This is a genomic window from Lysobacter sp. Root983, from assembly GCF_001429345.1.
In the GTDB taxonomy this organism is placed as follows: Bacteria; Pseudomonadota; Gammaproteobacteria; order Xanthomonadales; family Xanthomonadaceae; genus Lysobacter.
Map to the genome: position 1 here is coordinate 1 of NZ_LMJO01000017.1, position 23,235 is coordinate 23,235.

A 23,235-nucleotide genomic window follows, 5' to 3' on the forward strand; every position below is an offset into this window, starting at 1 on the left:
CGTTGGGGTCTTTGACCGACAGCGGACGACCGGCGCCGTCGTAAGCCAGGGTTTCCGTGACTTGGCCCAGCGCGTTGGTGACCTTCCACAGGTCGCCTTTGCGATGCGGACAGGTGGCCGGGGCGCTGGCGCAGGTGGCGTCGTCGCTGGCGTAGTAGGTGAGCTGGGTGGTGTCGGCCACGTCGGTTCGCGGGCCGTTGACCGACGTGACCAGACCCAGCAGCGGGCAGGTGCCGGCGGTGATGTCGCCCTGCTCGCAGTAAGTGGTGGTGCTGGTACGGGTACTAGCGGGTGTCGCCGGGTCGGTGGCGGTCGACGTCAGCGCTTGGCCGCGTGCGTTATAGCTGTAATCCTGCTTGGCCAGCAAGGCACCGCTGGCGGTGTAGGTCTGACGCAGCGTGGGCAGGTCCAAGGCGGTGTCCCAGGCCGTGGTTTCGCTGCGAAGGCGGGTACTGGCTGCGGCCAAGACGTCGGTGGCCGGGCATTGGGCCGTAGTGGCCGCCGGGTAGTCGTAACGCGCGATTACGCGCAGCCAATCGGTGTCGTAGTACAGGCAGGTCAGCAAGTCGCCACGGCGGCGGTTGGAGACATTCGACTTGGTGTCGTAGACGGTGCCCGCAGCGATCGTCACCCCACCTGCCCCCGACTCCACCTGCTGGCTCGGCACCCGCATGCCGAACCGGGTCTGGAACTGGAACTGGGTATTGCCGCCCTGCGGCGTGGTGACGTTGACATTGCTACCGTCGGCGCCGTAGTTGACCACGTAGCGCTCGACACCGCCGGCATGCTCGGTGGTGATGGCGCGGCCGCTGCCGTCGTAGGTGAACGTGGCGTACGCCACGCCGTTGTACGCCACTTCGGTCAGGTACCAGCTGTTGACGATCTTGATGTAGCTGTAGGACGTGACCGAGTCGCCCTGGGTGACGCTGGCCAGCTGGCCGTCGGCGTTGTAGGCGTAGACGATGGCCTGCCCGTCGGGCAGGTCGATGCGGCTGAGCTGATCGTTGACGCCGTAGGTCATCGTGGACACGCGGCCGTTGGCGTCGGTGACAGAGGCCACCCGGCCGTTGGCGTCACGCGCGTAGGTCGCCACCACGCGGCCGTCGCGCAGATCGCGCTGGATCAAGCCCTGAGCGTCGTAGATCTCCTGTGCGTTGCCCGGCTTACGCAGCTCCCAGAAGCTTTGCCCGCCCACCTGATACGGAATGAGCCGGTACTGGCGCAGGTCGTCCTCGGGCTTCCATTGGCCATTGCCGTCATGGGTGAACGCCAGCGAGCGCCCGTCCGCACGCATCACCAGCGCCGCCTGGAACTGCGAGGGCCGCGCGTCGCTCACGACCAATTCGCGCGTCAGGTCGGAGAACCACGAGCCGCCATACGGGTTCGGTGAGCCGATGAAGGTGGGGAAGGAGTTGTAGCTACGCGCCAAGCTCAGCTGCGCGGTCAGCTCATCGCGCGCGTGCTTGATCTTGACGCCGCTGTTGACGGAAATGGGGTTGCCGACATCCGTGGGGCAGTGCTGGCAGGCCTTGGCGGGCGCCACCACCGATGAGTAGCGCACACAGGTGAACTGGTTCTTCAGGTAGTTGTACCCAGCCGGGCACACCTGTTTGAGCGCCACGTAGTTCTGGTGGAAAACGTTGTACTGCGTCTGCCCAGTCGAGCGATCGGTCACGTCGTAATAGCACCCTATGCCTGAGGTCGGATGGGTGCCGAATCGGCCATTCGCGTAGGTGATTGGCGGTTGAGGCGAGTTCCGGGTGATGGAGTCGCCGACCAGTCGACAGGCCACATTCGCGTTCGCAAAGAGCAAGGTCTTGCCGTCAACACCGGCTTGATACATGGTGGTGGACGGCAGCGTGTGCTCCTGTGCCCCAACGTTGGCCGTTGCGCACAGCAGCAGCAGCGCGAGCGCGAAGGCCCGTGTAATCCGTGTCATCCCCAGTCCCCGAAGTGTTGCGATCAGCAGACATGATCGCGGTCGGGGCCCACGTGGCACAAGGCGCGCGGCTTGTCTATTTATGGCGGAGTGGGTTTGTGTCCGCGTCGACAGGCCAGAACCGGCGCCAGCGTGGATTTTTCTCGCCCAAGCGGTGGCGCTGTCGCTACAGCGAGCTCGCCCCATATGTGTATGGTTGCTCCCACGCCCGGCCGCTATCGCTGGTCGAGCAACCATGCCAGCGCATTCGGCGAACACGCCCCACTGATCACCGCGCACCCCGCCTACCTGGGATTGGACCCGCAGACCGAACGGCGCTTACACGCGTATTGCGCGTTCGTCGAAGAAGCGCTCGACCCAGAAGAGTTGGATGTCATTCGACTGCGCCTACAACGCCAGCATGCATTCGGCGGAGATCGCTTCCGCACCATGATCGAGGAACAACTACAGCGTCGCGCAGGACCAGCGAAGATCGGGCGGCCACGTAAGGCGTGAGCTGACGGGGCGCTGTAGCTGAAAGTGCACTCTGACCCCTGTTTCCCGAGTGGAAGGCGGGGATTTCCCGCATCATCCGTCACCCCTTGAACTTCAAAGCCCGGTGTTTACGCAGGAAGTGCGCCTGCTCATCGGTGGGTGCCCTGCGCAAACGCGCCGGCACTCCTAGCAAGGCATGATGCTTGGGATTCACCTTATTCGATACCAGCATTTGCCCGTCGTCCTCGAAGGCGATCAGGCCCGCATCGAACAATGCGTCGATGTTGGCCAACAGCGGCAGGCCATTGTTGATGTCCAATCGCTCGCGATCGGACGCCTTACACCATGGCAAGGCATGCGAAGCCCGAAGCACTTTGGGCTCGTCGCATCCCGTCACCGCGCATGCATTGTCCCAGGCGGCTAGCAGGTCGTCTCGATAGCGCCCCTGCCCCACTCGCGCCTCCACCAACGCCTCGCGAGTCGTCTTATTCAGGTCTTTGCGATCGGCTAAGGCCTGAAGATCGTCAGCCACCGAGGAGTCGATCAGCAAGCTGTCGACAAAACTGAGGACTTGCGGCTGCCCCCCGAAGTAGCACGTCTTCCGCTCCAGCAGGACCTGATAGACCTCAGGGCGCGCGTCTTGGGTGAATGGGCGCTTGTCGTTCAACCAGCGCGCTGCACGCTCGAAACCCGCGAAGCCATGGAAGTCCGGCCGGTGCACCGGCTCGCTGGCCACCTGCGCGACATAAAACTTCTTGCGATGGGGCACCAGCACTACACCACCCACCGGCAACTCCCGCAAGAACCGCCACAGGTTCCCCGCCGCTGCGCCGGCCTTATTGAGTGTCTTCGCATCCGGGTAGTACTGCGCGCTTAAAGCATCGCGAAAGTCTTCGCGGGTGTTAGTGGGGGTGAGCAGCTGCGGCACCTCCCCCCAACCAATAAATAAGACATCGTCTTGCAGCGCCTGCGGCACCAAGTCTGTGAACTCGGGTTTGATGCGTAGCACGTACACGGATCTGGACATGCGGTCCGGCCTGATTGAGCTGGGTTTGGTCGTATGGGAGCACTGACGCGTGCGTCTGCACCAGAGCGCGGCGCGCCTTGCGGCGCGGCACCCAAGGTGAGCCTACTTGGTTTGAGCCCCCTAGCTTCGCTCCCATGCCGCGCGTTCGGCCCATCCTATTTGGACGGCGCCCCCGCGCGCCGGAGGTTCGCGGTGCCCAGGCACGCATGGAGTGAGCAAAAGATACCTACCACCACCTCGCTCAGCTTTAGTCATAGCGCCCGGATGCCTGGGGCCAGGGCTCCAGTGGCTACGTCCAAGCTCCGCGATCGCGTCCATAGCTCAGGGCGGTCATGAAAGTGCACTCTCACCCTGTTCCGGCAGCTGAAAGTGCACTCTGACCCCTGTTTCCCCACCGCAAAGTGCGCAGCGCGCCGACGGCGCACCGGCGCCCTACTCCGCCGACGCGCGGGCCGCGTCCGCGATGCGCTCCAGGTCGTCGGCCAAGCGGTCGAAACACACCGCCAGCGCTTCGGCCGAGATCGACAGCTGGTCGGGCGCGTCCGGGGCCTGCGGCTCGGTCAGTTGGGCGAGCAGGCGCAGGTGGTCGCGGGTTTGGGTTAGGGCTTGGTGGGCGGTGGCGGGGAGCGTGTAGTCCAGGGGCGCAGTTGCCTGCGAGCCATATCCGTTATGCATGGTTGTCCTCAACCTTTCTTAGGTTGACGACAACGTATCCTCCAGTTGCGAATATTCAAAATTCGAATACGGATGCACTCGTCCTCAACCTAGCGCTCACAGTGCAAAAGAACATACCTATAAGACTTCCCCAAAAGAACTCGACCTCATAATCACCATCAAAACGACAACAAACAGCCCACCTAGAGCTATAAATAGCTAACTATTAGGCGAATACCCCACCTTTTTTTGCACCAATGGAATAAAAGGCCGCCTGACTATACCGAACGAATCACAGATCGACATACGCAGCTCGTCCCTAGATGGAAACAAATAGAATCTTCGGATAAGGAATCGACGCATGATCGCGTATGGCAACACGTCCTGCGAACCGATCATATTCTCTTTGAACTCCTTTATTTCGCGCTCGGGGAATTTTGAAAAATGCTCAAGCTCTGTAATTATACGAATGAGTCGTCTCGTTTTATCGCCTTGCAATACTGAGTCTAGTGTAGGCGAAAGCTCTTCAGACCCAATTGCCGTACCAATTCGGATTAATGTACCAACTGCGTTAACCGCTACCATTGACGGCAAGTACTGCTCCAAGGCCTGAGCAATATCGTCGTCCGTCAACCGACCATCTTCTGCTCGAAGTTGCAATGCGCGAAACTGGATCATTTCTCGTCCATGACGATCCACCATATCAATCAGCAATCCCATGACGCGCAGCCCCAACGACACGCAGGAACCTGCGAAAGCTCGCTTCTCTTCTTTAACAGTTGATCCAGAATGATTCCGCAGGACTTGACCCAAGACCTGGAGAGTTTTAAAGGCCCCGTTAAGAGCAAGCGCTTCGTGAAGCCGTGATTCCAACTTCTCGGCCGCAATCTCAGCCAACTCTTTAGTCATTTCATCGCTAAGCCGCGCATCTTCCTGATGAGCCTCAATCTGAACAGAACGAGGTCCTTCAATAAGAATTTGCTTCACGTCAGAAAATGAGTATTTTGAAAGGAGGGCGTTCTGTTTGTAGATATCAGCCTCCGAGTATGTAGATAATATTGAATCGGCGTGCAGGAGAATTTTTTCGCCGATCTTAGGATTACGCCCCAGATGAGCCAAGAACAATAATATATTTGCGCTTTTCTCTGTGTGAACACTACTTACAAGCCCATCAACATGGGGTTCAAGCTTAGCCCATGAATCAAAGCCAGATAGATGCCTGGCAATAAAATAATAATAGTGATATGGGTACTTAAACTCTACAACTTGATCTCTATATTTCAGTATCCCGGCGTATTCCATTTGAGTTTGGAAGTCTCGAACTGGAATATTGAGATCATATTTCGCACAGTGTTCGCTATGAAAGGCCTCGTACTTCATTTGCTGAAGCACTACAGCTCCAGACTGGTACAGTCTTCCAGCAAACTCTGTCAAATAGGTTAGCGCTGTATCAACAGTGCATAAGTTGACATTCTTCGTAAGCGATTGGGTAATTAAAGCTTCATATAGAAATCCATGAGACCCACTACGGACGACTGTATCTAAATCTGTCTCAAGCTCCGTTCTCTGCAAAATAATAATAACGAACAAAGGAACTGGCGGAATCAAGTTTCGACCAAGAGTTTCATCAACAATCTTTGAGAACTTCGCAGCGCTCGTTTTTACATGATCCACCTCCTCCACCCCACCACGCCCAATCAATAACCACTTCTCGATCATATCGAGCCGGCTTGCATAGCTCATCGGCTGCAGATCATAGACCTCAGAGTCAACGAAGCTCTCATCGAGAAGAAACTCTGTCACCGCTACTTCCATGCCAGGCTGAGAGTGCAAGAAGATAATTATCTTCCCGAACTGCTGACGAAGCGCTTTTATGCCATCGACGTAACCCTTCGTGAGATTACCAAATTCGAAATCATCAATGATTAGGCACTTTTGCGCATTGTCGAGCTGCTTGTAGCAGTCAATGCTGCCAGCCCCATATGTCGAACGAATAATCTCATCAAGACGTCCTTCAATACTTCGCGGCCTCCATGACGATACGTCTCTGGCAGCAAGTATCAAAGGGTATATGCCTTTCTTACAAAGGCTAAGCATTAGCATCTTACCCAAAGCGGTTTTTCCGAACTGCTCGCCACCTTTAATTACCACTATTGGCTGCAGCTCTGAGTATCCTTGAACACACACCTCAAAACTAGACAGCACGGAGTTGGCCGTGTATCCACCCCCGTTATCTCTATCACCCATCAATACGCGAAATTCAGGCCATATATATATCTGGCAGAGTCAGCGACGATTTAAGCCTGTGCGAAAAATTGGCGCCAGGGTCCATCAACCTGCGATACGCGTCCTCTGCAAGGACAGGACCTTTCGTGGATTTTTGCCGCCATGCAATGTGCTTCTCAGCTTCAGATGAAGCAACTTGGCAGTAGGCCCCTCCATCCAATCGATATTTTCTAACTAGAAATCCTTGCTCACCATCAATTTCCACAGTCTGAAACTCACTGTCTAGAAATCTTTTCGAATCCTTCAGAACGTGAGCCTTGAGATAATAAACAGATGAGTCTTCGTACAGATCGCTGATTTTCTGCGAAACGGAAACGTGTTCGTGCCCCATGAGAAATATATTCGCCGACACCGCAGCGAACTGCGCCAACTCCCGCGCATTGTCGGGCGAGAGCCAGTTGTACGGATGGTGCATCACATAAATCGTCAATCCGCCTTCAATCGAAATGTCACTCGACTTCGGCACCGGCACAAAAAGCGCTCCTTGCTTCTCGCTCTTAGTCGAAAGCACTGACGATGAGAGCACCACGTAATTTATGCCACTGCCTCCACAGTTCTTATACAGAGCGAGCCATGGTGATTTAGTATCAACACCTGGCGACATCTCCTCTCGAAACTCAAAAAAATTGCTCAGCACGCGCGAGTATTCAGCGGCTATCTCAGGCTCAAAGTCTTCAGCGACCCCTTTCACACCAGAAAGCAAGCGATCCCGCACGTTCTGGCTTCCAGTGAAGTCACATTCATGATTACCTGGCGCTAAAACAAAGTGCACGCTAGCGTTCGCCTTAGCCTCAATCGCGGCCTTCAATGCCGCCAAGAATTTCTTCGCGACTCCAAATTCCGCCGACTGACCTGATTGAACAAGGTCGCCGCTCACGACGACATGGATTTGCTCGTAGTTAGTTACAGCTGACAAAGCAGCATCCGCAATTTTCTGCGACCTGTTTACAAAGGAGTCGTCATCCTTCGTCAAGTGCACGTCACTAAGATGAACAAGCAATGTTGCCATACAGTTCCCTCGCCCTGGCTTGCATCACAAATATCGGCTCTAGAGTCCGACGCTCCTTTCTACTTTTACAAAGCACTCCACAGCAGTCTCACTCTTCGTCTTCGCCAGATTCAGAAGCAGGTTTTTCAATCAGTTCAATCGCGACCTTTATCCCCAACTTCTGAATCTTCTCCGCGGTAGATTGAAAACTTACTTTGCTAAAGAATGGGAGATCGAGCCCTCCGCTCACATAACGCTTTCTCATAATCCCAAAAACAACCCGGTACTTTGATCGCACTATCGCATCACGCCTACCTGGAAGTAGCGCCCTGAATCGCCCTGAAGCTTTCTGCTTGAGTTTTTGACGATAGACTCCGTCACTGATTAACGCATCCGTGCTCACAAGCCCCTGCGACCACAAATGACTGATGGGCCCCGACGAGTGGCCGTCCTTTAGATGAATAAAATCGCCGCGCTCAGATAGAAAGTCACACGGCTCGATAAAAGCATGTGCCGTCCCTTCTGGATTAATCTTCACCTGATCAAGCTTGAGAAGATCACGGCGATTCGAATTTAGATCGTCGATAAGCTCTTTCTCATTTACACACGACGTCTTCCCAACTATATCCACACGCTCTATCGAGTTAAAAAATTCCTCGACACGACGCTTGAAACTTCTTTCAACACAGTACCAGTCGCCGGCGAAAATTATGTAAGTTTTCGCCGACGCCCCGGCGCCAAGCGTCGTCTCAAGAACAAAGCAATCGTACACACGCCACTTTTCTGAGAAACCTCCCCCTTCAGGGCTTCTAGCACTGATTCGATGCAGCCGCTTCACATCATCCATCGCACCGTCGAAGCCGGCATCATTTAGTTCGTATACGTAGTCTTCAATCGAAAGACTGTGGTAGTCGACGCCATGACTACCGAATCCGTTGTAATGAAGCACTCCACCTTCGTTATAGCTCACAATTTCGGGCGGAGCCATGTGAAGATCTGATTCTTCGCCCCGCCTTATTGCTTCAATTTCATTAAATAATTTCGCATCTAGCCGCGCTTGCAGATCGCGCTCCGCAACCACCTTAAGGTTATCGACCCACGCAAATTCCTTCTTATACTCCTGTCGTCTATATGTACGACCAACTTCTGCGCACTTGTTAACTATTGACCGAGCATCAACTGAACAAGTAAGCGACAAGGAATCTTTGCCAGCCACGAATTTCGCGAAGCCAGCGTCAGACGGGGTTCCGCCTGCGACCCGTGCCAGGTCGCGCAGCATGTCGACTCCGAACTCTTGCAGATCTGAGTCTCGGCTCGCTTGAACACGCTTCTGAAACGTGACGGCATCAGGAGTAGCAAGATCGAGAGTCCGAAGATTACTTCTCGGCACGCAGTTCAAGACCACTCTCAACCCGAAGCCCCTTTCGAATGCGTCATCGTCCAAGGCCATATGAATATGACCGAAGCATGCAGCGTATACTCGACCATCGACTGGAATAAATATTGCGGCTCCAGCTCCACCGGTAAATAGGTCCTCTCCTATCAGTGGAACACCGCCCCTTATGAAGTCCAGCCACTTTGGCGAGCTTGAATAGATTTGACCGAAATATAGCTCTCCGCCCTCGACGCCGGGCCATGGTCGTGCCGCAAGAGGATTAGCGACACCGTCCCTGTATTTCTCAGTGAATGCGGAAGCGATCGCCCGCCCCCTCCGCAGCATCCTTAGTGTCATTGTCTCCATAACACCTCCCTCGTCCCTGATCAGGCTTACCGATTAAAGCTCGCCCGCACCGCCTCAACCGAATTCAAGCGTGAAGTAGCCCTGCTCCAAGGTGCTGGTATCGCTAATCGCCGTCACCGTCGCATTGGGATTGGCCGTGCTGAACGTGTCGGTGGTGACCCCGTTCACGACCGCATAGACATAGAAGGTGTCGCTGATATCCAGGGTTTGCATCGTGAAGCTGTCGGCCACCACCACCGCCTGCATGGGCACGCCGTCCTTTTCGATGGTGAAGGTGACCGGCGCGATGGTGGTCTTTTGGAACTGCATCTGGTCGGGGCGGGTGCTGTAGCCCTGCACTACCTCGAATTCGTAGGTGCCTTGCTCGCGCACTTGCCGCACTTGGGCCAGGAAGCTGACGGCGCCGGTCACGTCCATCGGGGCGGAGGTGTAGGTGTTGCCGTCGATGATGGTCATGGCGGTGACCTGGTAGCTGTCTGCGGTGGGCACCGTCATCTGCGCTTCGGGCGCGATGCCGGGCAGGCGCGCGATGATCAGGCCGCCTTTGCGCACCACGAACTGGGCGATGTACTGGGTGGTGTTGCGTAGGGTGATGGGCATGGGGCGTCCTGAGGGATGAGTGATGTGTAAGGGCGGTGGCGCTTAGCGCGGGACTGCGTGCACAGGCGCGCGTCGCCGGCCGATGACTGGCGCGGTGGCCGCAGCGGTAGACAGCGCAGCTACGCGGCGTTCGGCGGGGTGCGGTTGATGGATGCGGGAACCGGTGCGGCGCGCGCGGGCTGCGCAGCCGATGGCCGAACGCGTGGCGGGCTGTCCAGCCCGACCGTTGAGGCGCATGAGCATCGATCCCCTCCCTAGATTCGATGACGGCGTGCCGCCCGGCCGTGTGGAGCCGGGTTGCGTGGTGTATGCCGGTGTTACCCCTAGTGCCGCATGCTGCTACGAAATGTGCGCGCGATCAAATTTCGGTGGGTGCCGGCCGGTGGGCCGCGTCCCTATCTGCTTGCTGGGTGGGAGGGGCGCGGTGTGTGGGTGTCGGATCGCGGCTTACGCCGCTCCCACAGGAAGCAGGAGGGTGACCGGCGGCGGGCCGGGGCCACCCTGGGTGCGACGACGGGGCGCAAGGCGGGCGGGGCCCGCCTTGCGCGTTGGGTCGGCTCACCAGACTTCGCAGCGGTCCTTCGCCGGGCGCACCATCGGCGCGTCGGCCTTGCACTGGAACGCCTGTTGGAACGCGGGCAGGTTGGAGAGCGGGCCGTTGACGCGGTACTTGGCGATGGGGTGTGGGTCGCCCTGGATCATGCTGCGCTGGGTTTCCAAGCGGGTTTCATCGCCGCGCCATTGGCCCCAGGCGATGAAGAACTGCTGTTCGGGGGTGAAGCCGTCCAGGGTGGGCTCGGGGCCTTTGCCTTCGCGCGATTTGAGGTAACCGCGGTAGGCGAGCTTGGCGCCGGCGAGGTCGCCGATGGATTCGCCTAGGACGAGCTTGCCGTTGTGGTGGACGCCAGGCTCGATGAAGTAGCCCTCGAACTGGTCGACCACGCATTGGCCCTTGGCGGCAAACTGTTTGCCGTCGGCGGGCGTCCACCAGTTGGCCAGGCGGCCCTGGGCGTCGAACTGGGCGCCCTGGTCGTCGAAGCCGTGGCTGATCTCGTGGCCGATGACCACGCCGATGGCGCCGTAATTGACGGCGTCGGTGGCGGTGACGTCGAACGCGGGCGGTTGCAGGATGCCGGCGGGGAAGACGATCTCGTTCTGCAGCGGGTTGTAGTAGGCGTTAGAGGTGGGCGGGGTCATGCCCCAGCGGCTGCGATCGGTCGGCTTGCCGATCTGGCTGCGGCCGTCGGTGACGTTCCAGCGTTGGGCGGCGACGAGGTTGTCCCAGGCCGATGCGCGCGAGACGACCACGCCTTGGTAGTCCTTGAATTTGTCCGGGTAGCCCAGCTTGGGGAAGAAGGTGGCGCGCTTTTCCAGCGCCTTTTGCTTGGTGGCGTCGTCCATCCAGTCGAGTTCGCGGATGGTGTCGTCCATGGCCAGCAAGATGTTCTTGACCATCTCCTGCATGCGCGCCTTGGCTTCGGGCGGGAAGTATTTTTCGACGTACTTCTGGCCCAGCGCTTCGCCCAGCTGGTTGTCGGTGAGTTCGGCGCAGCGCTTCCAGCGCGGTTTGATCTCGGTGGCGCCGGTGAGGAACTTGCCGTTGAAGGCGAAGTTTTCCTCGACGAACGGGGTGGACAGGGAGTCAGCGGCGTAGTTGAGCAGCTGCCACTCCAGGTAGGTTTGCCATTGCGCGACCGAGGTGGTGGCCAGCTCCTTTTCGAACTGGCGCAGGAACTTGGGCTGGGTCACGTTGACGGCGTTACGCGGGATGCCGGCGGCGTCGAAGTACCGGCCCCAGTCGAAGCTGGGTGCGAGCTTGGCCAGGTCGGCAAAGGCGGTGGTGTTGTCCTGCAGTTTCGGGTCGCGCAGTTGCACGTTGTCCAGCGAGGCTTCGGCCAGGCGTTTTTCGAAGTCGAACACGACCTGGGCGTTCTGCTTGGCCTGCTCCACCGGCAAGCCGGCCAGCTCGAACAGCTTGGCCACGTGCACGAGGTACTTGGCGCGCGCTTCGACGAAGCGCAGCTCCGGTTTCAGGTAGTAGTCGCGGTCGGGCATGCCCAGGCCGCCGGCGTAGAGGTGGGCGATGGTGCGCGAGGGCTGGTGCAGGTCCTCGCCGGCGAAGACGCCGAAGGGCACGGGCACGCCGACGTCGTGCAGCTTGCCGATCATGCGCTGCACGCCGTCCTTGCCGCTGAGGCTGCTGATCTCGTCCATCCAGGGCTGGATCGGCTGGCTGCCCAGCGCGTCGATGCGGGATTCGTCCATGCAGGCGGCGTAGAAGTCGCCGGCCAGCTGGCCGGCGCTGCCCTTGGGCCAGTCGGTGCGCGCGGACAATTCGTTGAGGATGTCGCGCACGTGTTCCTTGTTGACCTCACCGGACTGCCAGCGCCGGCTCCAGCGGTCCATGTAGGCCGGGATCGGGTTCTGTTTGCGCCAGGCGCCGTTGGCGTAGTCGAAGAAGTCGGTACAGGGGTCGCCGGCGCGGTTGATGTCGGCGGGCTGGATGCCGTGCACGGCGCCGGCGGAGGCGGTGGTGGAGGCGGCGAGCAATACGACGAGCGGAAGACTGGACCTGATCACGGCAACGTCCCTGCTGGAAGGTAGGGCCACTATAGCCAGGGGATGCGGGCGGGCTTGTCCCAGAAGTCCTGGCTTTGGGTTGTTTGCGTTGGTCTGGGGTGGGGGCAGTGCGAGCCGCGACCGCGAACGGTGGTTTGCGGCGCGAGCTCCTCGCGAGCTTGGTCGCGGCTTACGCCGCTCCTACCCCAAAGCTGCGAGATGGGAATGGCGCTGTGTGGGGTGGCGGGTTGCGGCTTGCGCCGCCCCTACAGGGAGCACGGGAAGCGGCCTCGTCCGGGCTGGCTTCTCGCTTAAGCTCGTGGCGTTCCGGGCCGCGCCTACTGGCTGCCGCTGTCGACAGGTAAGGCTACGCAGGCAGCCGTTTGCGTGGATGCATACAACAGGGGGATGAGATGAATCGATACTTGAGTAGCTGCGGTCTGGTGGTGATGGCGGCGGTTGGGCTGTGCGCGCTGACGGGTTATGCGTCGGCGGGACGGGATGCCGAGGCTGGCGTTCCGATGTCGGAGCGTGTGACCAAGGTAGGCGTGGGTGCCGCAGTCTCGGCGCGCCCGGACGGCTGGCCTGAGGCGGTGCCGCTGCCGGAGGGTGTGCAGATCGACGGTGCGCGTTGCGCGAATCGCTACTGCACCTTGTGGTTCGGCCTGATGAACTACGACCAGATGGTCGCGCTGCGACGCGATTACGTTGCGCTGATTAACGACAGCAAGCAATGGGAGCGGTTGGGCGTGGACTACGGCCCGTTCGAGCCCCATGCCTACCGCTATACCGGCACGATGCCGGCCGGCGGTTGCGGGTACACGGTGGAGATGCGCAGCGGGTCGATCTCGGGCGATGCGTTGCATCGGTTCCGCGTGCATTTGACGGTGACCTGGTAGTCGGACCCGTCGGGATAGGAGCGGCGTCCGCTTGAGATTTCCTTCGGCCATTAGCTGCGATCGCGTGGACTCGGAATCGCCGCGCCAACCACGTGCCAGCCAATCACGGCTTACGTCGCTCCCACAGGAAACTGGCAGGCACGGTTGCGCCGGCATGTGGGCGCGCGCGGTCGCGGCTTACGCCGCTCCTACAGGGGCGGCTGCAAAGGGTGTTTGGCCTTGGGGTAGGAGCGGCGTAAGCCGCGACCTGGCCTCCGAGCTGGCGCCGTGGTCGAAATAGCGCGGTCGCCGCTTACGCCGCTCCTACCCCACAGCGTCGATATCGCAAATGCCGGGACGCTCGCTCAGGAGCGTCCCGGGTGCGACGCGCGGGCTTACTTCACGTAGATCGAGGTGATGTGCGAGCCCAGCGCGGTGCCGTTGAGGCTGGTCATCGCGCCGTTCTTCCAGATCACCGCCTTGGCGTACTGGTTGAGGATGTTGTTGGTGCTGCCGCCGACGTAGACGTCGTTGCCGTGCACGAACACCGAGGTGGCGATGGCGCTTTCGCTCTCTTCCGACAAGTCGACGCCGGACTGGTTGATCCACAGCTTGGCCACGTACTTGCCGCTGGGGCGCAGCTCCCAGCCGACAGCGTAGATGCGGGTGCCGACGATCTGCATGTCGGTCACGCGCGAGGTCATGCCTGCCTTGCCCAGGATCACGCCGTAGAAGATGCCCGGCGAGCCGGTGCCCGCGGAGACCGAGCCCAGCGACAGGGCGCGGTAGATGTACCCGGCGCGGTAGACCGTTTCGTTCGCGTAGGGCGCGAGCGCGCCGCCGACGTAGAGCTGGGTGGTGGTGGTGGTGACGGTCTCCGGGTACGGCATCGGTGTGTACAGCACCTCGGTGCCGTTGACCCACAAGGCCCCGCTTCCGAACGCGCCCGGGGTCGCCGGGTGGCCCTCTTGGGTGAACGCATGGGTGCCGATGACGTAGGTGTTGCCATTGCGCACGGTCATGCGCGTGCCCATGCCGCGATAGGCGCTGGGGTTGATCGGCAGCAACGTCATCTGGCCGTTCTTCCAGTACACCGGCTTCATGTCGGCGAAGTTGGGCTGCGGACCGGCGATGCTGCTGAACTTCGCGTCGGTGTAGCCGGCGGTGTAGATATTGCCGTTGTCGATGAACAAGCCCTTGGCGCCGGCGAACTGGTTGACGTAGGTGCTGGAGATGCTGGGGATCTGACTGTGGATCTCGCCGTTCTTCCAGACCATGGCGGAGGAGTCGGCGGCGGCGGCGTTGTTGGTGGTGATGTTGGCGGTGCCGGCCACGTAGATGTCGGGCTCGCCGGTCATGAAGTTGTCGACCACGACCACGTCGTTGGCCTCCTTGGCGCCGGTGTTGTAGGCGTTGACCAACGGCGGCAGATCGGTGCGCACGCCGTCCACCCACATCGCGGCTTGCCAGTTCGGGGTGTAGGCGGTGCCGACGGCGTAGACCTTGGGTGGGTCGACCGGGTTGCAGGGGTTGCAGGGCTCCAATGCGAGAGCCGGCAGGGAGAGCGCGGACAGCAGCAGGGACGCCAGCAGGCGCGGCTTGAGCTTGTTCATGGGTTGCCTGGATTCCTTGGTGGGCAGACGCCGCAGTCATTGCGGCGTGCTGTTTCCTCAGACGGGGGGACAGGCGGGGATATGACAGGGGCGGCGGTGGGGGTTGCGGATTTGTGGGGTGGGTTGCAGAACGCGGGATGGGGGCTTGCGTTGGTGCGGGAGGGCAATAGGGGGCTGTGTGGCTCTGCGGGTGGAGCAAGAGCAAATCCCCCTTAATCCCCCTTTTTCAAAGGGGGAGACTTCCGTTGGGGAAGACAGCGAGGGGCTGTGCTTAGCCGCGCCAGTTGGCGTGGGTGCGCCAGAACTCGACGCTGCGTTGGTAGGCGGCGCGGTCCAGCGTTACGCCGGAGCCGCCTTCCTCCACGCCGAGGGCGTTGCGCATCATGGTGATGGGCGCCATCGGGGTTTCGATGGGTTCGGCGGTGTACATGCAGCCGACCACGCCCCAGTCGGCGTCGGTATGGGTGCCCTCTTTCGCCAGTTGTTCGCGGCTGTAGAGGATGACGATGAGGTAGTCGGCCACGGGCGGGTCCAGGCCTTCGAACCAGCGCACCAGCACGGGCAGTTCGTCCTTGGTGCGCGCGTCGTAGTCGGTGCGCAGCAGGTGGCGGTTGGCCTCGGTGATGGGCACGGCCAGGCAGCGCGTCGAGGTCCAGTTGCGGTGCACGTGCAGTTTGCAGAACGGCGCGTAGCCGTCCAGCACCTGCAGCGGCGTGACCTCGTTGAGGTGGCGCTCGAACTGCTCGGGCGTGCAGTCCTGGATGGTGTTGCGGCGCGGTTCGCGCGGGAACAGGCGCGGGCGGGCGAAGTCGGTGAGAACGATGGTCATGGGCGCATTATCGGGCAGCCGGGGTCAGGGACGCGCCGGGAACCCGGCGACTGGCGGCCGCCGTGCTTCGCTCAGCCCCCGGAAAGCGGCCTGAGCGCTGGGATCGCAATCAGGCCGAGCGTGCGATCGCGTTCAGGGCCCGGCTGCCGCACTATTTTGGCGAATAAATCACCGCAGCCCGCTTTTCCCGTACCCTTTGCCACCGTTTCGGCATGCAACACGGACCTGTCCTTGAACACCAACGCTGCACCTACCCCGCCCCTCTCGCCGGCCTGCGACACCGAGGCTGCCCTGTCCGGCGATCGCCTGCGGGCCACCCTGGCGCTGCTGGAAGCAATCATCGCCGACCGTAGCCTGCTCGATGCGCTGCCCGCGGACGAACGCGAGCGCTTGATGCAGGCGATCGCGCTGGTTCACCACCCCGAGCCGCGGGCGCGGCGACGCAAGTCCAAGGATCAGGCGCGCGAACGGGCGCAGGAGAAAGCCCGCGCAACCGAGGCGCTGCTGGATCAGACGGGCATCCGCACCCTGCGCCGCAAGCCGGTGTTCACCACGCCCAACTATTTCCCGCCGCAGGCCCCCGGCCTGCACGACCCCAGCAACCGTGCGACCGATCCGGTGGGCCATAACGAGTCGCCGGAACTGCTGCATTGCTATGTGTGCAAGCAGAAATACACGCGCATCCATCACTTCTACGATCAGCTGTGCCCGCCCTGCGCGGAACTGAATTTCTTCAAGCGCACCGAAACCGCCGACCTGCGCGGACGCGTGGCGCTGCTGACCGGCGGGCGCGTCAAGATCGGCTACCAGGCCGGTTTGAAATTGCTGCGCGCGGGCGCGTCCCTGATCGTGACCACCCGCTTCCCGCGCGATTCGGCCGCGCGCTACGCCGCCGAGCCGGATTTCGGCGAATGGGGCGATCGGCTGGAAGTGTTCGGACTGGACCTGCGCCACACCCCCAGCGTGGAAGCGTTCTGCACCCAGCTGCTGGCCACGCGCGAGCGCCTGGACTTCATCATCAACAATGCCTGCCAGACCGTGCGCCGCCCACCGGCGTTCTATGCGCACATGATGGCCGGCGAGACCGCCGCCTTGCAGACCCTGCCCGAGCACGTGCGCAAGTTGATCGGCCAGTACCAGGGCCTGCGCAGCAGCGACTTGTTGCCAGGTGCCGAGGCGACCGGGCTGCAAGCCAGCCGCTCCGACCTGGGCGCGATGGGCCTCGCCCGTGCCGCCGAGCTCTCGCAAGTACCGCTGCTGCCCGATGAGCTGCTCGGTCAGACCCACCTGTTCCCCGAAGGCCGACTCGACCAGGATTTGCAGCAGGTCGATCTGCGCGGGCGCAATTCATGGCGCCTGCAGATGGACGAAGTGCCGTCGGTGGAGTTGCTGGAGACGCAACTGGTCAACGCGGTCGCGCCCTTCATCGTCAACGCGCGCCTGAAGCCGCTGATGCTGCGCGAACCCGAGGGCGCACAGCCCGCGCGCGACAAGCACATCGTCAATGTCTCGGCTGTCGAAGGCCAGTTCTACCGCAACTTCAAGACCACCAAACACCCGCACACCAACATGGCCAAGGCCGCGCTCAACATGATGACGCGCACCGCGGCCGCCGATTATCACGGCGACGGCATCCACATGAACAGCGTCGACACCGGCTGGGTGACCGACGAGGATCCGGTCGAAATCGCCGCGCGCAAGATCGTCGAGGAACGCTTCCATCCGCCGCTGGACATCGTCGATGGCGCCGCGCGGATCGTCGACCCGATCATCCACGGGTTCAACACCGGTGAGCATGTGTGGGGGCAGTTCCTGAAGGACTACGCGCCGACGGATTGGTGAGCCTTATCGCGTAAGCGAAGGCGGCTGGGTGCGGTGACGGCGCATTATCCGGCGTGCGCGCGCGCCGGCGGGTCGGCGCCGGTGTGCGGTCCACGTTCAAGTCGGGGTTCCGCCGCGTGGCGACGGAACCCGGCCCAGCTGCAACGCCAGTCCTGCGCGTTTGCGGCAGCCATTACAGCGCGGAGAACTCCGCTTCCCATTTACCGTCATGCAGGCCGAGGATGCTGGCATCCGGCGCGAAGCACAGCACCGGCAAGTCCGGGGCGATGCGCATCAGGCGGCAATTGAACGGCGCCTCGCCCGATTTGTCCCAGTCGTTCTTGGCCGGCACGAAGGTGTAGGTCTCCCACACGCCGCTGAAGGCATTCATGTTCCAGCGGCTGGCCCAGCCGCGGTCGGCGCTGTCCATCTGCACGTCGTGGATGATGTAGGGCGGACGGCCGATCTGGGTCCAGGTGTCGCCGTGGTCGGAGGAGATATGGACCTTGGAGAAGGCGCCCTGGCTCCAAAGCGCGCTCACCACGCCGGTGGTCGGATCGATGCGATGGGAGGAAATGCGCGCGCCGGGGGTGATGGTCTTCCACTGCCCGCTGGCCAGATCCAGCCGCTGCAGGGCCGTACCGGCCAGGACGTAGTAGCGTCCGCCCGCCAACTGCCCGCGCGCGCCGAGCCAACCGGCCTGATCCTTGGGCGCCAGGACGAATTCCTTGGACAGGGCCAGGTCGGCGAGATCGTCGCTGCGCCCGGTGTAGACGCGCAGGCGCACCGAGGGCGTGCCTCTCGCGGCGGCCACCAGCCCGTTGCCGCGCGGGGCCTTGGAATCCTCGAACTTTTCGGTGGAGGTGACGATCCAGGTGCCGTCGGCGTGGTCGATGTCGATGATGGATTCCAGACGGCCCAGGGCCTTCAGCTCCGTCCAGGTCGCGCCGCCGTCGCGGCTGGCGCGCAGGTGGCCGTCGTCGCTGCCGGCGATCAGGCGACCATTCGCGTACTCCACCGCCAATATCTGGCGCAGCGTGTCCATGCCCAGGCTGCTCCACTGACCGTCCGGCGTGCGCTTACGCAACTGTCCAAGGTCCGCGGGGAAGTACAGCGTGCCGTCGTCGAGCCTCGCAGGCTCGTCCTGCAGCGGCGGCGTAATGCCACGGAGCAGGCGCAGGAACTCCTTGGGGTCCTTGGCGGCGATCAGCGCGTCCTGTGTGGAGGGCTTGTTGACCTTGCGATCGTGAGCTAGCAGCAAGTCGGCGATCAAACCCAGGCCCGAGCTCTGCTGCTGGATCGTGATAGCCCCGGATACCGAAGTCATCGTGTACGGAACGGGGGTTGGGTCCTTCAGCACCGCCGCGATCGGCTTGATGGCTTCCGCCAGCGATCCCGCATGCTCCGGATGCGGCACCGGCACCACGACGAATTGGTACCCGCCCACATTCACCGGCATCAGGTCGCCCAGGTCCGTCACTCGCCCAGCCTGGACATCGAACTCCAACCCGTCCGGCCAATCGGACGCAGGCTTGTCTGGCGGGCCGAATGCAGGCGTGATCGGCCACTTGAGCACACCCCAGAGTTTGATCTTGTACCGGCCCGCGGGCAGCCACTTCGCGAATGCATGCGCGGCGGGCAACGACGTCGTAGCCGCCGGCGTGTCGATCACCACATCCTTGCCACCCGCCACCGGAGCGACAGTGATCGCTTCGCCGCCGCCCTTCGGAAAGGCCACATAGACATAACCGTGCGTAGGCGCCAACTCGGCCGGCACCTGCGGTTTCTCTTTGGCGGTTGCCGGCAGCGCCAGCATCAGGCCCATCGCAAACAATATGGCTCGCACTCGAACTCCCCCTGGACGAATCGCATTCATGCCGAGGGAGCCGAGCAGATGCGTCCCCCCGGCGCATCGAACACCGGCGCGCGTCAGCGCCGGCACTACGGGCGGGCGCGGCAAAGCTCCCGCGCCCACGCGACCTTACATATTGCGGCGGTACTCGCCACCCACGTCGTACAGCGCGTGGCTGATCTGGCCCAGGCTGTGGGTCTTGACCGCTTCCATCAGGCTGGCGAACACGTTCTTGCGCTCGCGCGCGGCGGACTGCAGGCCCTTGAGGCCGTCGGCGGCGTAGGCGTTGCGGCCAGTCTGGTAAGCCAGCACGTTGTCGATCTGCTGGCCCTTCTCGCCTTCGGTGGAGCGGATCAGTTCGATCTCGGTGACGATGTCGCCGCCGTGGTCCTTGGGCAGGAAGGTGTTGACGCCGACCAGCGGCAGCGAGCCGTCGTGCTTCTTGTGTTCGTAGTACAGCGACTCTTCCTGGATCTTGCCGCGCTGGTACATGGTGTCCATGGCGCCGAGCACGCCGCCACGTTCGCTGATGGCCTCGAACTCCTTATAGACGGCCTCTTCGACGATGTCGGTGAGGTAGTCGACGGCGAAGCTGCCCTGCCAGGGGTTCTCGTTGAAGTTCAGGCCCAGCTCTTTGTTGATGATCATCTGGATCGCCACGGCGCGGCGCACCGACTCTTCGGTCGGGGTGGTGATGGCTTCGTCGTAGGCGTTGGTGTGCAGGCTGTTGCAGTTGTCGAACAGCGCGTACAGGGCCTGCAACGTGGTGCGGATGTCGTTGAACTGGATTTCCTGGGCGTGCAGGGAACGGCCCGAGGTTTGGATGTGGTACTTCATCATCTGGCTGCGCGGGTCGGCGCCGTAGCGCTCGCGCATGGCGCGGGCCCAGATGCGGCGGGCGACGCGGCCGATCACGGTGTATTCCGGGTCCATGCCGTTGCTGAAGAAGAACGACAGGTTGGGCGCGAAGTCGTCGATCTTCATGCCGCGCGCGAGGTAGTACTCGACGATGGTGAAGCCGTTGCTGAGGGTGAAGGCGAGCTGGCTGATCGGGTTGGCGCCGGCTTCGGCGATGTGGTAGCCCGAGATCGACACCGAGTAGAAGTTGCGGACGTTGTTGTCGACGAAGTACTGCTGGATGTCGCCCATCATGCGCAGGGCGAACTCGGTGCTGAAGATGCAGGTGTTCTGGGCCTGGTCTTCCTTGAGGATGTCGGCCTGAACGGTGCCGCGCACGGTGGCCAGGGTCCGGGTCTTGATGGCTTCGTAGGTCTCCGCATCGACGACCTGGTTGCCGGTGACGCCGAGCAGGCCCAGGCCGAGGCCGTCGTTGGTTTCCGGCAGCAGGCCGCCGTACTGCGGGCGCTGCTTGCCTTCGTACAGCTTTTCGATGGCGTCGTGGGCGGCGTCCCAGCGCGCGCCGTCCTCGCGCAGGTACTTCTCGACCTGCTGGTCGATGGCGGTGTTCATGAACATCGCCAGCAGCATCGGCGCGGGGCCGTTGATGGTCATCGACACCGAGGTGGTCGGGGCGCACAGGTCGAAGCCGGAGTACAGCTTCTTCATGTCGTCCAAGGACGCGATGTTGACGCCGGAGTTGCCGATCTTGCCGAAGATGTCCGGGCGCACGGCCGGGTCTTCGCCGTACAGGGTGACGCTGTCGAAGGCGGTGGACAGGCGCGCGGCCGGCTGGCCCACGGACAGGTAATGGAAGCGGCGGTTGGTGCGCTCGGGCGTGCCTTCGCCGGCGAACATGCGGATCGGGTCTTCGCCGGTGCGGCGGTAGGGATACACGCCGCCGGTGTAGGGGTAGTAGCCCGGCAGGTTTTCCTTCTGCAGGAAGGTCAGCAACTCGCCCCAGCTCTTGTAGGTGGGCGCGGCGATCTTGGGGATCTTCTGGTGGCTGAGCGAGTCGCGGTAGTTCTCGACGCGGATGGTCTTGTCGCGGACCTTGTACTCGTTGACCTCGTCGGTGATCGACTTCAGGCGCGCGGGCCAGTCGCGCAGCAGCTTGAGGGCTTCGGAGGTGAGCGATTGGACGGCGTCGTTGTAGCGCTGGCGCAGGGTCAACAGGGTGCGGTCGACGGCAAGAGCGCCCTCATCCGCCCTGCGGGCACCTTCTCCCGCAGGCGGGAGAAGGGCATCGGCTGCGTAGAGATCCAATTGCTTGGGCAGGGCTTCGTCGCCCAGATCGTGCAGCGACTGCCAATACGATTGGACGCGATCGGCAATCTCGGCCTGGGTTTCGATCTGGCGGTTGATCGCCCTGCCCTGTTCGGCGATCTCGGCCAGGTAGCGCACGCGCGCGCCCGGGATCAGCACGGTGGCGCGCGGTTCCTTGAGGTCGGTGTTGACGTCCGGGGTCCAGCGCTGCGCCGGTAGCGACAGCTTCTCGCGCAGCAGGCGGCACAGGTTGGCGAACATCCAGCTGATGCCGGGGTCGTTGAACTGGCTGGCGATGGTCGGGTAGACCGGGATGTCTTCGTCCTTGGTGGTGAAGGCGACGCGGTTGCGCTTCCACTGCTTGCGCACGTCGCGCAGCGCGTCTTCGGCGCCGCGCTTGTCGAACTTGTTGAGCACGACCAGCTCGGCGTAGTCGAGCATGTCGATCTTTTCCAACTGGCTGGGCGCGCCGAAGTCGCTGGTCATGACGTACATGGGGAAGTCGACCAGGTCGACGATCTCCGAGTCGCTCTGACCGATGCCGGCGGTCTCGACGATGACCAGGTCGTAACCCAGGCCCTTGAGGAAAGCGATGCAGTCCTTGAGCACGGCGTTGGTGGCCACGTGCTGGCGGCGGGTGGCCATGGAGCGCATGTAGACGCGCGGGCTGCGCAGCGAGTTCATGCGGATGCGGTCGCCGAGCAAGGCGCCGCCGGTGCGGCGACGGGTCGGGTCGACCGAGATCACCGCGATGCGCATCTCGGGGAAATTGGCCAGGAAGCGATTGAGCAGTTCGTCGGTGACCGAGGACTTGCCGGCGCCGCCGGTGCCGGTGATGCCGACCACCGGGGTCTTGCCGCCGGACAGCTGCCATTGCTTGCGCAGGTGGGCGAGCTGGGTTTCGTCGAGCAGGCCTTCTTCGATCGCCGACAGGGTCTTGCCGATGGTGATCTCGTCGTCGATGGCGGCCGGCTTGTCGGGCGCGGTATCGGCGATGCGGCCTTCGTTGGCGCGCCGGATCACGTCCTCGATCATCGCCACCAGCCCCATGTGCATGCCGTCGTTGGGGTGGTAGATGCGCTCCACGCCGTAGGCCTGCAGCTCGCGGATTTCCTCGGGGGTGATGGTGCCGCCACCGCCGCCGAACACGCGGATGTGGCCGGCGCCGCGCTCCTTGAGCATGTCGACCATGTACTTGAAGTACTCGACGTGGCCGCCCTGGTAGCTGGACAGGGCGATGCCGTCGGCGTCTTCCTGCAGGGCGGCGCGCACCACGTCCTCGACCGAGCGGTTATGGCCCAGATGGACCACTTCCGCGCCCTGCCCCTGGATCAGGCGCCGCATGATGTTGATCGCGGCGTCGTGGCCGTCGAACAGGCTGGCGGCGGTGACGAAGCGCAACGGGGTGGCGTCGGTCTGGGCGGCGGGGACTACGGCAACGGGAGTGCTCATGGCGCGCTCAATACGAAAAACGGATAGCGCGCATTGTAGCGCGCGGGGGTGGCGGGGCTGGAGGCCGGGGACGTGCGGGCGGGTATGGGGGGGCGCTGGACGAGGCGGCCGCCCTTGAGCTTTCTGCTTTCTGTGGGAGCGGCGTGAGCCGCGATTCGCCACCGCACACGCCGGCGCCACGTGGCGATTGGCTGCGACACCGCACACCGATCACGGCTCACGCCGCTCCCACAGAGAGCTGGAGCCCGCGCCACAGCCAGAGCCGTTCACGCGCAGCGAGCTGGGCTTCAGCTAGCTGGCGTGGCACTGAATCGCGGTGCGGGCCACGTCAACAGTGCGCGCGACGCGGGCGTTGTCTG

General features: G+C 62.1%; 14 protein-coding genes and 1 pseudogene. 3 read left to right on the forward strand and 12 right to left on the reverse strand.

Features of this window, described 5'->3' with window-relative positions; genetic code table 11:
* A pseudogene (locus tag ASE43_RS15805) lies at positions 1-1,675 on the reverse strand (RHS repeat protein); the annotation flags it as partial.
* 456 nt (positions 1,676-2,131) lie between these two features.
* On the opposite strand from ASE43_RS15805, the gene ASE43_RS22180 reads away from it, so the two are divergent.
* Positions 2,132-2,434, forward strand: a complete 303-nt coding sequence (locus ASE43_RS22180; RefSeq protein ID WP_162258802.1) for a hypothetical protein — start codon at positions 2,132-2,134, stop codon at positions 2,432-2,434.
* A gap of 79 nt (positions 2,435-2,513) precedes the next feature.
* Here ASE43_RS22180 and ASE43_RS15810 read toward each other — a convergent pair whose 3' ends face one another.
* The 7 genes from ASE43_RS15810 to ASE43_RS15830 all read right to left on the reverse strand — a co-directional run bounded on the left by ASE43_RS15810 (position 2,514) and on the right by ASE43_RS15830 (position 12,289).
* Positions 2,514-3,440, reverse strand: coding sequence for an HNH endonuclease (locus ASE43_RS15810; RefSeq protein WP_057161159.1), 927 nt, complete (start codon positions 3,438-3,440; stop codon positions 2,514-2,516).
* Positions 3,441-3,872: 432 nt separating this feature from the next.
* Positions 3,873-4,115 (reverse strand): hypothetical protein, encoded by a 243-nt coding sequence (locus ASE43_RS15815; protein WP_057161160.1) that lies wholly within the window; start codon positions 4,113-4,115, stop codon positions 3,873-3,875.
* A gap of 198 nt (positions 4,116-4,313) precedes the next feature.
* Positions 4,314-6,341 carry a hypothetical protein gene (locus ASE43_RS21930; RefSeq protein WP_157500004.1) on the reverse strand — a complete coding sequence of 676 codons (2,028 nt, stop codon included), beginning with the start codon at positions 6,339-6,341 and terminating at the stop codon, positions 4,314-4,316.
* A gap of 13 nt (positions 6,342-6,354) precedes the next feature.
* Positions 6,355-7,389, reverse strand: a complete 1,035-nt coding sequence (locus tag ASE43_RS21380) for a metallophosphoesterase (protein ID WP_082607323.1) — start codon at positions 7,387-7,389, stop codon at positions 6,355-6,357.
* Positions 7,390-7,477: 88 nt separating this feature from the next.
* Entirely contained in the window at positions 7,478-9,109 is a 1,632-nt protein-coding gene (locus ASE43_RS15820; RefSeq protein WP_057161161.1) for a DUF6119 family protein, read from the reverse strand.
* A 54-nt stretch (positions 9,110-9,163) separates the two neighbouring features.
* Positions 9,164-9,709, reverse strand: coding sequence for a hypothetical protein (locus ASE43_RS15825; RefSeq protein ID WP_057161162.1), 546 nt, complete (start codon positions 9,707-9,709; stop codon positions 9,164-9,166).
* A 558-nt stretch (positions 9,710-10,267) separates the two neighbouring features.
* Positions 10,268-12,289 carry a M13 family metallopeptidase gene (locus tag ASE43_RS15830; RefSeq protein WP_157500005.1) on the reverse strand — a complete coding sequence of 674 codons (2,022 nt, stop codon included), beginning with the start codon at positions 12,287-12,289 and terminating at the stop codon, positions 10,268-10,270.
* Between the two features lie 392 nt (positions 12,290-12,681).
* Between ASE43_RS15830 and ASE43_RS15835 the strand changes: the two genes are divergently transcribed.
* Positions 12,682-13,167 carry a hypothetical protein gene (locus ASE43_RS15835; protein ID WP_157500007.1) on the forward strand — a complete coding sequence of 162 codons (486 nt, stop codon included), beginning with the start codon at positions 12,682-12,684 and terminating at the stop codon, positions 13,165-13,167.
* Between the two features lie 374 nt (positions 13,168-13,541).
* Here the strand turns inward: ASE43_RS15835 and ASE43_RS15840 are convergent, their stop codons facing one another.
* Positions 13,542-14,759, reverse strand: coding sequence for a hypothetical protein (locus ASE43_RS15840; protein WP_057161165.1), 1,218 nt, complete (start codon positions 14,757-14,759; stop codon positions 13,542-13,544).
* A 271-nt stretch (positions 14,760-15,030) separates the two neighbouring features.
* Positions 15,031-15,588, reverse strand: coding sequence for a DUF3228 family protein (locus tag ASE43_RS15845; protein WP_057161166.1), 558 nt, complete (start codon positions 15,586-15,588; stop codon positions 15,031-15,033).
* Between the two features lie 291 nt (positions 15,589-15,879).
* Here ASE43_RS15845 and ASE43_RS15850 point away from each other — a divergent pair, with 291 nt between their 5' ends.
* Positions 15,880-17,430, forward strand: coding sequence for an SDR family oxidoreductase (locus ASE43_RS15850; protein ID WP_235568801.1), 1,551 nt, complete (start codon positions 15,880-15,882; stop codon positions 17,428-17,430).
* 172 nt (positions 17,431-17,602) lie between these two features.
* On the opposite strand, the gene ASE43_RS15855 is transcribed toward ASE43_RS15850, so the two are convergent.
* On the reverse strand, positions 17,603-19,351 hold the full coding sequence (locus ASE43_RS15855) for a hypothetical protein (RefSeq protein ID WP_157500009.1): 1,749 nt from the start codon (positions 19,349-19,351) through the stop codon (positions 17,603-17,605).
* A gap of 39 nt (positions 19,352-19,390) precedes the next feature.
* On the reverse strand, positions 19,391-22,876 hold the full coding sequence (locus ASE43_RS15860) for a methylmalonyl-CoA mutase family protein (RefSeq protein WP_057161169.1): 3,486 nt from the start codon (positions 22,874-22,876) through the stop codon (positions 19,391-19,393).
* Positions 22,877-23,235: the final 359 nt, after the last annotated feature.

Bases quoted from the DNA above. Each gene is read 5' to 3' on its own strand.
- ASE43_RS15845 (WP_057161166.1), bottom strand. From the start codon at position 15,588: ATGACCATCGTTCTCACCGACTTCGCCCGCCCGCGCCTGTTCCCGCGC.
- ASE43_RS15860 (WP_057161169.1), bottom strand. From the start codon at position 22,876: ATGAGCACTCCCGTTGCCGTAGTCCCCGCCGCCCAGACCGACGCCACC.
- ASE43_RS15815 (WP_057161160.1), bottom strand. From the start codon at position 4,115: ATGCATAACGGATATGGCTCGCAGGCAACTGCGCCCCTGGACTACACG.
- ASE43_RS15810 (WP_057161159.1), bottom strand. From the start codon at position 3,440: ATGTCCAGATCCGTGTACGTGCTACGCATCAAACCCGAGTTCACAGAC.
- ASE43_RS15825 (WP_057161162.1), bottom strand. From the start codon at position 9,709: ATGCCCATCACCCTACGCAACACCACCCAGTACATCGCCCAGTTCGTG.
- ASE43_RS15820 (WP_057161161.1), bottom strand. From the start codon at position 9,109: ATGGAGACAATGACACTAAGGATGCTGCGGAGGGGGCGGGCGATCGCT.
- ASE43_RS21930 (WP_157500004.1), bottom strand. From the start codon at position 6,341: ATGGGTGATAGAGATAACGGGGGTGGATACACGGCCAACTCCGTGCTG.
- ASE43_RS15835 (WP_157500007.1), top strand. From the start codon at position 12,682: ATGAATCGATACTTGAGTAGCTGCGGTCTGGTGGTGATGGCGGCGGTT.
- ASE43_RS21380 (WP_082607323.1), bottom strand. From the start codon at position 7,389: ATGGCAACATTGCTTGTTCATCTTAGTGACGTGCACTTGACGAAGGAT.
- ASE43_RS22180 (WP_162258802.1), top strand. From the start codon at position 2,132: ATGGTTGCTCCCACGCCCGGCCGCTATCGCTGGTCGAGCAACCATGCC.
- ASE43_RS15840 (WP_057161165.1), bottom strand. From the start codon at position 14,759: ATGAACAAGCTCAAGCCGCGCCTGCTGGCGTCCCTGCTGCTGTCCGCG.